This window comes from Paraburkholderia sp. GAS82, assembly GCF_050436285.1.
Taxonomy (GTDB): domain Bacteria; phylum Pseudomonadota; class Gammaproteobacteria; order Burkholderiales; family Burkholderiaceae; genus Paraburkholderia; species Paraburkholderia phenazinium_B.
The window spans coordinates 326,092-338,603 of record NZ_JBNDLX010000001.1; the positions used below are offsets into that span (position 1 = coordinate 326,092).

The following is a 12,512-nucleotide window of genomic DNA, read 5'->3' on the forward strand; positions in this document are numbered from 1 at the left end:
TGCCGCCAAACGTTTACCCGGGGGTTGGGATTCGAACAGCTCGCTTCGCTCAGACCTGGAAGACATGGGAGGCCTTTGACGGTATTGGGGGGACATTGGCCAAGGTGACGCACCTTGGCTCAGCACCGTCGAAGGATAACTACTTACCTGTGTAAGATTTATGAACGTTGGGGAAGAAGTTGTAATTGTGTATGTTTGCGCAATTAACCACTTTGCGTGGTCGCGACAGACCTGACAAACGCGACGATCGCCGCGTTGAGCGCGTCTGGCGTGTCGCGATGCGGCGAGTGTCCGCAAGCATCGAGCTTGAGGAGATGTGCCTGAGGTACGCACGTGGCGATCGTATCGAGGTGCGCCATCGTGCCGTAGTGATCGTCGTGCCCCTGTGCTGCAAGCAACGGGCAGCGGATCGCGCGCAATTCCTCGACAATGCTCCACGTTCTGTAAGCTGGGCTCAACCAGATGTCGCTCCAGCCGTAGAACGCCGAATCGACATCGGCGTGAAAGCGACTGAGCTTATCGCGCAGGCCGGCGTGCTCGTAGGCCGCTTTGGTCTCGGCGATTCCTTGCAGCGAAATATCTTCCGCGAACACATGCGGCGCGATAGAGATAGCGCCTGCCAGCAGGCGCGGAAACGAAGCGGCGTATAGCAGCGCGATCGAAGCGCCGTCGCTATGGCCGATCACCCACATGCGTGCGCGTTCTTCGGGCCCGATACGCAATGCTTCCAGCAACGCTGGCAAAACGTCGCGTGCCTGAATGCTCAGATAATCGACCGGCCAGACGGTATCGCGTGGTCGCGGCGTCGAGTGGCCATAGCCGGGACGCGAATAGACGAGACCACGCATGCCGAGCTGGTCGCAAAGCTGTTGCGGCCAGCCGCGCCACATGGCAATCGAGCCGAGTCCTTCATGCAGAAACAACGCGATCGGCGCCGTGCGCAATTCGGCATTGATCCACTGGTATTCGATTCGCAGCGCCTCGCGTGCGGAGGTGGCCGGCAAGATGGCGAATTCGCTTGCGGTTGCTGTGCCGTCCGTTGCGGCCTGGATTTGCATGCGTGACAACGTCGTTACGGTTGAGTCCGGTTCGCAGCAGGCGATACCGCACCGCATGCACGAATCACCAATTGCACCACCTCCTCGGTGGAGGCTTCGAACGCCTTCTGCGTCAGCGCACGTCTGCCACCGAGTGCCAGAATCTGCGCGTCGAAGTCGGCGTAGTGCTGAGTGGTCGCCCAGATCATGTACATGAGGGTTTGCGCGCTCACGGGTGCGAGCAGACCGCGTGCGATCCAGTCGTCGATCACTTTCACGCGGCTCTCGAGCCAGGGCTTGACACGTTGCGTGAGAATGTCCTGCATATGCTCCGCACCGTGGATGATTTCGTTGGCCCACACTTTCGAGCCCAATGGCCGCCGCCGCGACAACTCCATCTTCACCCGCACGTAGCCGCTGATCGCTTCAACCGGATCGTCGCTGCCCTCGAACGTATCCGCGGCACGATGCCAGTCTTCGAACAGATCTTCGAGCACCCTGCGATACAACGCCAGCTTCGTTGGGAAGTAGTAATGCAGGTTAGCTTTCGGTAAGCCTGCACGTTCGGCAATCATCGCCGTGCTGGCGCCTTCCAGTCCCCGCTCGGCGAATACCGCTTCCGCACAGGCCAGCAGATGGGCCTCGTTCGATTCGCGGATGTGCGCCTTGCGCCGCCGCAAAGGTGTGGGGGTGTCGTCGTTTCCCGCGATGTCGGCTGCCACTTCGTCGTGTCTCATTGTTGGCCTCGCGCGGCTCGTATGCCGCGTCGCGCTTCATTCTAGTCGTTCGCAAGATTTTGGACACGCTCATTCGCTGCGCGCCAATGCGGCATGCTGCATCGCAATGGCACGCTTTTCGCTCTATATGCCCACGTACGAAAAGCATTGATTTGGCGGCGTTAATCGTCTACAACCTGTCCAATCGGACAGGATTGGGCGAGCGGGCGATACCCCAGGGTTAGCCCTTTGCCGGGTGCGGGTGAGAAGGCGATCCACGTGCACCGCAGCCGTGCGAAAACGCCCTAAAATCAGCCGTAAATGCACCAGTTTTATTTGGCGCGATGTGTGATCGCAGCAGAAAGGTCGGTTCATCGAAAGGAGCGAGACGAATGAACGCGGTATCCGAGGCGTTAAAGCATGCTGAACCCGATACGTCGATCAAGGTCGACGGCAAGCGTCTGTGGGACAGCCTGATGACGATGGCGAAAATCGGCGGGACACCTAAAGGCGGCGTCTGCCGCCTGGCGCTAACCGATCTCGACATGCAGGGGCGTGACCTGATCGTAAGCTGGGCCAAAGAGGCGGGCTGCACGGTGACGGTGGATCAGATGGGCAATGTCTTCATGCGGCGTGCCGGGCGCAACCCGAACGCGCTGCCGGTCATGACCGGCTCGCATGCGGATTCGCAACCCACCGGCGGGCGTTTCGACGGCATCTATGGTGTGCTGGGCGGACTTGAAGTGATTCGCAGTCTGAACGATCACGGCATCGAAACCGAACATCCGATCGAAGTGGTGATCTGGACCAACGAGGAAGGCTCGCGCTTCGCTCCGGCGATGGTCGCCTCCGGTGTGTTTGCCGGCGTGTTTACGCTCGAATACGGCTTGTCGCGCAAGGACGTGGACGGCAAGACGATCGGCGAGGAACTCAAGCGCATCGGCTATGCAGGCGATGTGCCGTGCGGCGGCCGGCCCTTGCATGCGGCGTTCGAACTGCATATCGAACAAGGGCCGATTCTCGAAGCGGAACATAAGACGATCGGCGTCGTGACCGACGCGCAAGGGCAGCGCTGGTACGAAATCACGCTGACTGGCCAGGAAGCGCACGCGGGCCCGACGCCAATGCCGCGCCGTCGAGACGCGTTGCTCGGCGCTGCACGGGTAGTCGATCTCGTCAATCGCATCGGGCTCGACAACGCGCCGTTCGGTTGTGCGACTGTCGGCATGATGCAGGTGCACCCGAACTCGCGCAATGTGATTCCGGGCCGCGTCTTTTTCACCGTGGATTTTCGTCATCCTGACGATGCCGTGCTGGCGAAGATGGATGCCGCGCTACGCGAAGGCGTCGAAAAGATCGCGAGTGGCATTGGCCTCGAAACCGAGCTCGAGCAGATTTTCTATTACAAGCCCGTCGCTTTCGACGCGGCCTGCGTGAAGTCGGTGCGCGCCGCCGCGCAGCGCTTCGGCTATCCGCATCGCGACATGGTGTCCGGTGCGGGACACGACGCCTGTTATCTCTCGCAGGTCGCACCGACCTCCATGGTGTTTGTGCCGTGCGTCGACGGTATCAGTCACAACGAGATCGAGGACGCCACGCTCGAATGGATCGAAGCAGGCGCCAATGTGCTGCTGCACGCCATGCTGGAGCGTGCCTGCGAACCGGCTTCATGAGCTTTGAAGGATGAAGGAGGCGCCGCGCCGCGTAATTCGACCGGGCGTCGGCGCCTTTAGAAAGGCCTGACCGCATCACCTATAAAACAAGCCGTCCCGACTGCGCTCGCGTGCAGCCGGCGGATACGGCTACGTCCTCACATTCAAGAAGGAACGTGTATGGCCATCAAGCAAACCGGCGACATTGCCCCGCATCGGCTGTCGCCCGAGCAGCTTTCCTGCGAATTCGCCGATATCTCGCCCTTGCTCGATCCGGCCGCCGCAGCGGTGGCGGCGAGCCGCTGCCATTACTGCTACGACGCTCCATGCATTCAGGCGTGTCCGACGCAGATCGATATTCCCAGTTTTATCCGCAAGATCGGCAACGGCAATCTGAAAGGCGCGGCCCACGATATTCTTTCGGCGAATCCGTTGGGCGGCATGTGCGCGCGGGTTTGTCCGACCGAGATCCTGTGCGAAGGGGCGTGCGTGCGCAATCATCAGGACGAGAAGCCGGTGGCGATCGGCGCGCTGCAACGTCACGCGACCGATTGGGCGATGGCGCGCGGCGAGGTGCTATTCAGGCGCGCGGCCGACACCGGGCGTCATGTGGCCGTCGTCGGCGCGGGTCCGGCGGGGCTGGCATGTGCGCATCGGCTGGCGCTGGCGGGGCATCGCGTGACGATTTACGACGCGCATGAAAAGCCTGGTGGTCTTAACGAATACGGCATCGCTGCGTACAAGACGATCGACGATTTCGCCCAGCGCGAAGTGGCCTGGCTGTGCTCGGTAGGCGGCATCGAAATCAAAAACGGTGTGACGCTTGGGCGCGACGTGAGTCTCGATGCGCTGCGCAAGCAACATGACGCGGTGTTTCTGGCGATCGGCCTGACCGGCGTGCGCGAGTTGGCGCTGGAAGGCGAAGCGCTCGGCGGTGTGCTTGACGCAGTCGATTTCATCGAGCAGGTGCGTCAGGCGAGCGATCTTGCGACGGTGCCGGTGGGCCGCCGCGTCGTCGTGATCGGCGGTGGCAATACGGCGGTGGATGCCGCGGTGCAAAGCCGCAAGCTGGGCGCCACGACGGTGGCGATGGTCTACCGGCGCGGTGTGGAGACGATGAGCGCGACGTGGGCTGAACGCGAGTTTGCGCAAAGCCAGGGAGTGACGCTCATCACGCATGCGAAGCCGGTTCGCCTGATCGGCGGTGACGGCAATGTGACGGGTGTGGAGTTCGAGCGTAACTCGGCTGAGGGCAGCGAGCGTTTCGTTGTGGAGGCGGACATGGTGTTAAAGGCAATCGGCCAGACGCTGGTGGCAGTGGGCGTGGAGCGTGACCTGCTGACACTCGATGGCAGCCGGATCGCCGTTGACGCGAACGGGCAGACCTCATTGCCCGATGTGTGGGCCGGTGGCGATTGCGCCGCGACGGGCGGCGTCGATCTGACTGTGCAGGCGGTGCAGGACGGCAAGCTTGCCGCCGCCGCCATCGATGCGCACTTCGCCCGCACGGCGGTCAAGGCCGCCTAGCGATCCGCAAGCGAGCGCACTGCGCCTGGCAAAGCCACTCACCCGACCTCACGATAAAACAAAGTCCCAAGGAGCCGAACATGGCCGATCTGCGTTGTACGATTGCCGGCATCACTTCGCCGAACCCCTTCTGGCTCGCCTCCGCGCCGCCGACCGACAAAGCCTATAACGTCAACCGCGCCTTCGAAGCAGGCTGGGGCGGCGTGGTCTGGAAAACGCTCGGCCTCGATCCGCACGTGGTCAACGTCAGCTCGCGCTATGGCGCAGTGCAATGGAACGGCCAACGTATCGCAGGCCTGAACAATATCGAACTGATCACGGACCGTCCGCTCGACGTCAATCTGCGCGAGATCGCCCAGGTCAAGCGCGACTGGCCGGACCGCGCGCTGATCGTCTCGCTGATGGTGCCGTGCAACGAAAGCGACTGGAAATGGATCCTGCCGCTGGTCGAAGACACCGGCGCCGATGCCGTCGAACTGAATTTCGGCTGCCCGCACGGCATGAGCGAGCGCGGCATGGGCTCGGCAGTGGGGCAGGTGCCCGAATACGTGGAGATGGTCACGCGCTGGGTCAAGGAAGGCACGAAGCTGCCGTGCCTCGTCAAGCTGACGCCGAACATCAGCGACATCCGCATGGGTTCGCGCGCGGCCTACAAGGGCGGTGCGGACGGTGTCTCGCTGATCAATACGATCAACTCGATCGTGGGCGTGGATCTCGACGTGATGGCGCCGATGCCGATTGTCGACGGCAAGGGTACGCACGGCGGCTATTGCGGCCCGGCGGTCAAACCGATCGCGCTGAACATGGTGGCCGAAATCGCGCGCGATACCGAAACGCCTGATCTGCCGATCTCCGGTATCGGCGGCATTTCGACATGGCGCGATGCGGCGGAATTTATCGTGCTGGGCGCAGGCAGCGTGCAGGTTTGCACGGCGGCAATGCACTACGGCTTCCGAATTGTCTCCGACCTCGCCGACGGTCTGTCGAACTGGATGGACGAAAAAGGTTACGCCACGCTCGAGGACATTCGCGGCCGCGCGGTGCCCAACGTGACCGACTGGAAGTACCTGAATCTCAAGTACGACATCAAGGCGCGCATCGATCAGGACAAGTGCATCCAGTGCGGACTGTGCCATATCGCCTGCGAAGACACCGCGCATCAGGCCATCATGCGCGAAAAGGATGGCGTACGGCATTTTGAAGTGGTGGACTCCGAGTGTGTTGGGTGTAACTTATGCATGCACGTCTGCCCGGTTGACGAGTGCATCACGATGGAACGCGTCGACGCCGGTGAGTACGCCAACTGGACCACGCATCCGAACAACCCGGCGAGCGCGAATGCGCCGGCGCAGCAGGCAGCACCGCAGGTCGGGCAGCAGGCCGCCGTGAAGGCGGCCTGACGTAGTAACGCATAACAAGGAAGAACCCGTAACAAACGAGGCGCTCGTACTGAACCTGGTTCCCATCCGGCCTGACGTCTCCTGAAGCATCGCGAGAAGAGGCGCAGGCCACAACGACGAAGTGGAGATACTTCAATGAAGCAGACAGCGCAAACCGTCGATCCGCAGCTAGCGGCCGGCGCGCAAGCCAGCAGCCTCTACAACGACGACCTGGCTCCAACCGGCGTCGCGCAGCGCACATGGATGTGGTATCACTTCGCCGCGCTGTGGGTGGGAATGGTGATGAATATCGCTTCGTACATGCTCGCCGCCGGCTTGACGGAGCAGGGCATGTCGCCGTGGCAGGCGGTTGTTACCGTGCTGCTCGGCAACCTGATCGTGCTCGTGCCGATGCTGCTGATCGGGCACGCCGGGGCGAAACACGGCATTCCGTATGCGGTGCTGGTGCGTTCGTCGTTCGGCACGCAAGGGGCGAAATTGCCGGCCATGCTGCGTGCGATTGTCGCTTGCGGTTGGTACGGGATTCAAACGTGGCTTGGCGGCAGCGCGATCTATACGCTGCTCAATATCCTGACCGGCAATGCACTGCACGGCGATGCGCTGCCGTTCCTCGATATTTCGCTTGGGCAGCTGGCGTGTTTCCTTGTGTTCTGGGCCCTGCAGATCTACTTCATTGTGCATGGCACCGACTCGATCCGCTGGCTGGAAAGCTGGTCGGCGCCGATCAAGGTGGTGATGTGTATTGCGCTCGTGTGGTGGGCGACCTCGAAGGCCGGCGGAATCGGTTCGATGCTCTCGGCGCCGTCGCAGTTCGTAGCTGGCGGGAAGAAGGAAGGCCTGTTCTGGGCGACGTTCTGGCCGGGGCTTACCGCGATGGTGGGCTTCTGGGCCACGCTTGCGCTGAACATTCCCGACTTCACGCGCTTTGCCCGCTCGCAGCGCGATCAGATCATCGGCCAGTCGATCGGCTTGCCCGCGCCGATGGCGTTGCTCTCGGTCATTTCCGTGGTGGTGACCTCGGCTACCGTGGTGATCTACGGCAAAGCGATCTGGGATCCTATCGATCTCACGAGCCGCATGACCGGCATTGGCGTAGGCGTTGCGCTCGTGATCCTGACGCTCGATACGATGTGCTGCAACCTCGCGGCCAACCTGGTCGGGCCCGCGTATGATTTTTCGAGCCTCTGGCCCAAGGGTATTTCGTATCGCGTGGGCGGCATGATTACCGCGACCATCGCGATCGTGATGATGCCGTGGAAGATCCTGGCGACGACGCAGGGCTATATTTTCACGTGGCTGGTGGGCTATTCGGCCTTGCTCGGACCGGTGGCCGGCATCCTCATGGTGGATTACTTTCTGATTCGCGGTACAGAGCTCGATCAGCGCGAACTGTTCGACGAGAACGGCGAGTACAGTTACACCGGTGGCTGGAATATCGGCGCCGTGGTGGCGCTGCTGGTGGGGGTCTTGCCGAATCTGCCGGGTTTTCTGCATACCGCGTTTCCGGCGACGTTCCCTAACGTGCCGGCGTTCTTCAATACGCTCTACACGTATGCGTGGTTCGTGGGTCTTGCACTCGCGTCCATCGTCTACACCGCGTGGATGAAATTCAGCAAAGGGCCGAGTGCGCGGGTTGCCAGCGCATAAGGCAGGCATGGAAGAGGCACGGATGTTGAAACCACCCGTGCCTCGCCGATGCAGCAGCAACGGCAACGAATACGTAGCAGTCAATGAGGAGGCAGCAAGATGACGATCCTGATTCGCGGCGGCACGGTAATCGACGCGGACCGTAGCTGGCGGGCAGACGTGTTGTGCGCGGACCCGCAGGACGGCGGCAAGATCCTGCAGGTTGGCCCGGAACTGGAGGCGCCTGCGGGTGCGTCGATTGTGGACGCGCATGGACAGTATGTGATGCCGGGGGGCATCGACCCGCATACGCACATGGAATTGCCCTTCATGGGCACCACTGCAAGCGACGACTTCTATACGGGCACGGCAGCAGGTTTGTCGGGCGGCACCACGAGCATCATCGACTTCGTGATTCCGAGTCCGCGCCAGCCGTTGATGGAGGCGTTTCATGCGTGGCGCGGCTGGGCCGAGAAAGCCTCGGCCGATTACGGCTTTCACGTAGCGGTGACCTGGTGGGACGAATCCGTGCATCGCGACATGGGCACGCTCGTGCATGAGCATGGGGTGTCGAGTTTCAAGCACTTCATGGCCTACAAGAACGCCATCATGGCCGACGACGAAGTGCTGGTGAACAGCTTCGCGCGTTCGCTCGAACTTGGCGCACTGCCCACCGTCCATGCGGAAAACGGCGAACTGGTGTTCCAGTTGCAGCGTCAGTTGCTTGAGCGTGGCATCACCGGACCGGAAGCGCATCCGCTTTCGCGGCCGCCTGAAGTGGAAGGCGAGGCGGCTAACCGGGCGATTCGCATTGCCCAGGTGCTGGGGGTGCCGGTGTATATCGTCCACGTGTCGTCGAAAGATGCGGCCGACGCAATTGCGCGGGCGCGCAGCGAAGGCCTGCGGGTATTCGGCGAAGTCTTGCCGGGACACCTCGTGATCGACGAGGCCGTCTATCGCGATCCGGACTGGACCCGTGCCGCGGCGCACGTGATGAGCCCGCCGTTCCGTTCTGCCGAGCATCGCGAGGCGCTATGGAGCGGACTGCAAGCGGGTCAGTTACACACTACCGCTACCGATCACTGCGTGTTCTGCGCCTCGCAAAAGGCCATGGGGCGCGAGGACTTCACGAAGATTCCAAACGGCTGCGGCGGGGTGGAAGACCGCATGTCGGTGCTGTGGCATCACGGCGTGAATTCGGGGCGTCTCACGCCTAACGAGTTCGTGCGCATTACCTCGACCAATGCGGCGCAGATTTTCAACCTGTATCCGCGCAAGGGGGCGGTGCAAGTGGGCGCAGATGCAGATCTGGTAGTTTGGGACCCAACCGCCAGCAAGACGATCTCGGTCAAGACGCATCACCAAAAGGTCGATTTCAACGTGTTCGAAGGTATGACGGTGCAGGGCGTCGCGACACACACGCTGACGCGCGGTGCGTTGGCGTGGACCGATGGCGATCTGCGGGCCGTACGCGGCGCGGGCCAGTATCTGAAGCGTCCGCCTAATGCGGCTTACTTCGATGCGATCCGCGTGGCCAACAAGCTCAAGGAGCCGCACGCGGTGGAGCGGTAGTCGTCGGCGCGGCGAGCGCGCAGGTTTTGTGTGAATGTCGCTGCGCGCTCGCCAGGTTGAGGTTGTTAGCGTTATGAGAGGTCGGGCGCTCGCCCTGAGCGCTCGCGGCTATTCAGTTTTGCCGTCGCTTGCCGTTAAACGGGAGCAGGCAGGTACTGCCTTGGTCTCAACCTGATTCAAGCCTCCTCGCGCTAACAACTAAAACCAGCCGCGTATGTTGCGTTCGATTTCGTCATTCGTCTTGTTTCTATGCGTGCTGCTTGCGGCATCGACGCGGCCAGGGTTCGCCGCGACGTCCGTCACGATCGAGCCCGATAGCGCGCCACGCGCGCCGCTCAACGAACAGTTGCTGAGCGTGCCGGTCGAATCGTCGCCGCCGCTGCATCTGCAGGTGACGCTGTTCATGCCGTCGCACGGCGGCCCGTTTCCGCTCGTGATCGTGAATCATGGCGCGTCGCACGATCTGCGCAACACGCCGCGCGTCGCCGATAACTTTATTCCCTACTATTTCCTTTCACGCGGCTATGCGGTTGCGCTGCCGATGATGCGTGGCTATGCCGGTTCCGAGGGCTATCCGAGGCCGCATGGCTGCGACGTCGCGGCGCTCGGACTCGATTCGGCGCGCGATATTCGCAAGGTGCTCGACTATGTGAAGCAGCTACCCGGTATCGATACTTCGCATATCGTGGTGGCCGGCAAGAGCATGGGCGGATGGAATACGCTTGCGTTCGGCTCGCTCAATCCACCTGACGTCAAGGGACTTATCAGCTTCGCTGGAGGCGTGAAGGAGTCCGACTGCAAAAGCCCGGATGCGAGCCTGATTAGCGCTGCACAGCAGTTCGGCGCGCAGACGAAATTACCTTCGATCTGGTTCTTCGGCGAGAACGACCAGATCTTCGCCACGCCCACGTGGCAGGCAATGTTCAAACAGTACACCGCAGCGGGTGCCCATGCGGAACTGGTCGACTACGGTGTATTCCAGAAGGACGCCCATGCGATGACCGCCTCCGGGGCCGGGCTGCCGTTGTGGGTGCAGAAGGCCGACTCGTTTCTTGCAAGCATCGGCATGCCGAGCCAGGAAGTCGACCCCGAGTACTTGCCGGATCGAGCGCGTGCAGCCAGCGCATATGCGGACATCAACGACCTTGACGCGGTGCCGTTTCTGACCGAAAAGCAACGCGACGATGTGTATCGCCACTTTCTTGCCGCACCACTCCCACGCGCCATCGCAATCGGTTCGACGAGCGCGGTTTACATATCGGGCGGTTTCGATCCCAGCCTGAGTGCAATGGACAGGTGCTGGAAGCTCACGCGCTATTGCCAGCTCTATGCGGTGGACAACACGGTGGTCTGGCCGCGGCTCGAGTCGGAACCGCCCAGCACGAAATTCGCTGCACTAACGGACGTCTCCGCCGTGCCTTATCTGAGCGAACGCGGTCGCCGGATGTACACGAAGTTTCTGAGCCTGCGCACTCCGCGTGCTTTTGCGATCGCACCGGACGGCGCCTGGGGCTACGCATGGGGGATCGATCCGATCAACGACGCACTGGCTTACTGCGCAAACGGACACGCCGGGTGCCGGTTGTATGCCGTAAATCGCGATGTGGTGTGGACCGGCAAATAATGTGGCTGCGAAGCTGGACCGCAGCTAGCTGTTAGCTGTTAGCCGCTAGCGCTTTTGCCAGACGCGTAAGCCGAACAGCGGCACAATCCCGTAGACGTGGTCGAGCATATCCGACTGGATGCGTTCATAAGAATGCCAGTCGGTGTCGTTGACGAACAGGAATACCTCCAGCGGTACGCCGAATTCCGTTGCCTGCAGGAGCCTGACGATGAGCGGCATATCGGTTCGAACCGCGGGATGCTGGCGGAAATATCCGACCAGATAGTGGCGAAACAGGCCGAGATTGGTGAGGCGCGGGCCCTCGTTCGTGAGGCTCAGGGGCGCCATCAGATCAGTACTTGCGCTCAGCTTTGCGAGCATTTCATCGTCGCAAAACCGGATGCTGTCGACGTCCATGTGAATCGGATGCTTGAGACGCCGTCCTCCCGATTCGACCATGCCGCGCCAGTTCTTGACGCCATTGGTTAGCAATACATAGCTTGGTATCGTCACGATGGAATTGTCGAAGTTCTGCACCTTGATCGTATTCAGGGCAATGTCGATAACCGTGCCGTCCGCGACGAAGCCTGGCACTTCGATCCAGTCGCCTACGCGCAACATGTCATAGGCAGCCAGCTGGATACTTGCCACGAAACCCAGCAGCGAATCGCGAAAGATGATGATCAGAAGGGCGGTCATCGCGCTCACGCCGGTGAGGAAATAGGCTGGCGAGCGATGCAGCAGCAGGGAGATGAGCGCGATCAGTGCAGCGATGTACAGGGCAATCGTGGTGACCTGCAGGAAGCTCTTGATGGGCCGCTCGGCTGCGTGCGGGTAGTGGCTATAGCGGTCTTCAATACTGGCGAGGAATGCGAACGCGGCGCGCAGCGTCGTCAGAACCATGTAGCACGCGGAGAGCGTTTCGAGCGGTGCTCCCAGCAGGTAGACCACTGGAAACGACAGACCCGATAGCAGCGGGGCGGACAGATAGAGGAGGTACGCCGGCACGAGCGGCGCGAGTCGGTCGAATACCTTGTGTTTCTCGGCAGAACGCAGCCACATGCGGCGTTCGCCGCGCGCAAGCCGGGCGACGATCCGCAGCATGATGAAGCGTGTGAGGTAGTAACCGAGCGTGCTGACGATGGCGATCAACAACAGCAGCGCTATGACGAGAAGCGTGGCGACGAAGGCGCTGTCGGTATAGACATAGAAATGACGGTGGCCGTCCCGATCCGTCACGATGTGGAAGATGCCGTCGAACATAGATCCTCTCAGTCGTGAGCAGGCCGTTCTTCGCCGCGGTTCCGCATGCACTTAATACGCACGCTGCGAACTGTCTGCCGGCCTTGGCGTATCAAGCGGTATTGTAGTGTTGCCGG

The 12,512-nt window shown here is 61.5% G+C and carries 8 protein-coding genes and 1 pseudogene; 6 read left to right on the top strand and 3 right to left on the bottom strand.

From position 1 onward, the window contains the following. Positions 1–203: 203 nt before the first annotated feature. Together P3T17_RS01550 and P3T17_RS01555 are read right to left on the bottom strand one after the other, a co-directional pair. On the bottom strand, positions 204–1,058 hold the full coding sequence (locus P3T17_RS01550; protein ID WP_429404274.1) for an alpha/beta fold hydrolase: 855 nt from the start codon (positions 1,056–1,058) through the stop codon (positions 204–206). 14 nt (positions 1,059–1,072) lie between these two features. Then, positions 1,073–1,814, bottom strand: a pseudogene (locus tag P3T17_RS01555) (TetR family transcriptional regulator C-terminal domain-containing protein). Positions 1,815–2,145: 331 nt separating this feature from the next. Here P3T17_RS01555 and P3T17_RS01560 point away from each other — a divergent pair. The 6 genes from P3T17_RS01560 to P3T17_RS01585 all read left to right on the top strand — a co-directional run bounded on the left by P3T17_RS01560 (position 2,146) and on the right by P3T17_RS01585 (position 11,154). Next, entirely contained in the window at positions 2,146–3,426 is a 1,281-nt protein-coding gene (locus P3T17_RS01560) for a Zn-dependent hydrolase (RefSeq protein WP_429404276.1), read from the top strand. 159 nt (positions 3,427–3,585) lie between these two features. Continuing rightward, positions 3,586–4,932, top strand: a complete 1,347-nt coding sequence (locus tag P3T17_RS01565; protein WP_429404278.1) for an NAD(P)-dependent oxidoreductase — start codon at positions 3,586–3,588, stop codon at positions 4,930–4,932. Between the two features lie 80 nt (positions 4,933–5,012). Next, on the top strand, positions 5,013–6,332 hold the full coding sequence (gene preA, locus P3T17_RS01570; RefSeq protein ID WP_429404279.1) for an NAD-dependent dihydropyrimidine dehydrogenase subunit PreA: 1,320 nt from the start codon (positions 5,013–5,015) through the stop codon (positions 6,330–6,332). A 135-nt stretch (positions 6,333–6,467) separates the two neighbouring features. Then, positions 6,468–7,979: an NCS1 family nucleobase:cation symporter-1 gene (locus P3T17_RS01575; protein ID WP_429404281.1), complete on the top strand. Its 1,512-nt coding sequence runs from the start codon at positions 6,468–6,470 to the stop codon at positions 7,977–7,979. 99 nt (positions 7,980–8,078) lie between these two features. Continuing rightward, positions 8,079–9,530, top strand: a complete 1,452-nt coding sequence (gene hydA / locus P3T17_RS01580; protein ID WP_429404283.1) for a dihydropyrimidinase — start codon at positions 8,079–8,081, stop codon at positions 9,528–9,530. Positions 9,531–9,744: 214 nt separating this feature from the next. Continuing rightward, a complete protein-coding gene (locus P3T17_RS01585; protein WP_429404285.1) occupies positions 9,745–11,154 on the top strand; it encodes a dienelactone hydrolase family protein in 1,410 nt (469 codons plus the stop codon). A gap of 45 nt (positions 11,155–11,199) precedes the next feature. Here P3T17_RS01585 and P3T17_RS01590 read toward each other — a convergent pair whose 3' ends face one another. Next, positions 11,200–12,396: a mechanosensitive ion channel family protein gene (locus tag P3T17_RS01590; protein ID WP_429404287.1), complete on the bottom strand. Its 1,197-nt coding sequence runs from the start codon at positions 12,394–12,396 to the stop codon at positions 11,200–11,202. Positions 12,397–12,512 lie beyond the last annotated feature (116 nt).

Excerpts from the sequence above, each read along its gene's own strand:
- P3T17_RS01585 (WP_429404285.1), top strand. The coding sequence starts at position 9,745 with ATGTTGCGTTCGATTTCGTCATTCGTCTTGTTTCTATGCGTGCTGCTT.
- P3T17_RS01590 (WP_429404287.1), bottom strand. The coding sequence starts at position 12,396 with ATGTTCGACGGCATCTTCCACATCGTGACGGATCGGGACGGCCACCGT.
- P3T17_RS01575 (WP_429404281.1), top strand. The coding sequence starts at position 6,468 with ATGAAGCAGACAGCGCAAACCGTCGATCCGCAGCTAGCGGCCGGCGCG.
- preA (WP_429404279.1), top strand. The coding sequence starts at position 5,013 with ATGGCCGATCTGCGTTGTACGATTGCCGGCATCACTTCGCCGAACCCC.
- hydA (WP_429404283.1), top strand. The coding sequence starts at position 8,079 with ATGACGATCCTGATTCGCGGCGGCACGGTAATCGACGCGGACCGTAGC.
- P3T17_RS01565 (WP_429404278.1), top strand. The coding sequence starts at position 3,586 with ATGGCCATCAAGCAAACCGGCGACATTGCCCCGCATCGGCTGTCGCCC.
- P3T17_RS01550 (WP_429404274.1), bottom strand. The coding sequence starts at position 1,058 with ATGCAAATCCAGGCCGCAACGGACGGCACAGCAACCGCAAGCGAATTC.
- P3T17_RS01560 (WP_429404276.1), top strand. The coding sequence starts at position 2,146 with ATGAACGCGGTATCCGAGGCGTTAAAGCATGCTGAACCCGATACGTCG.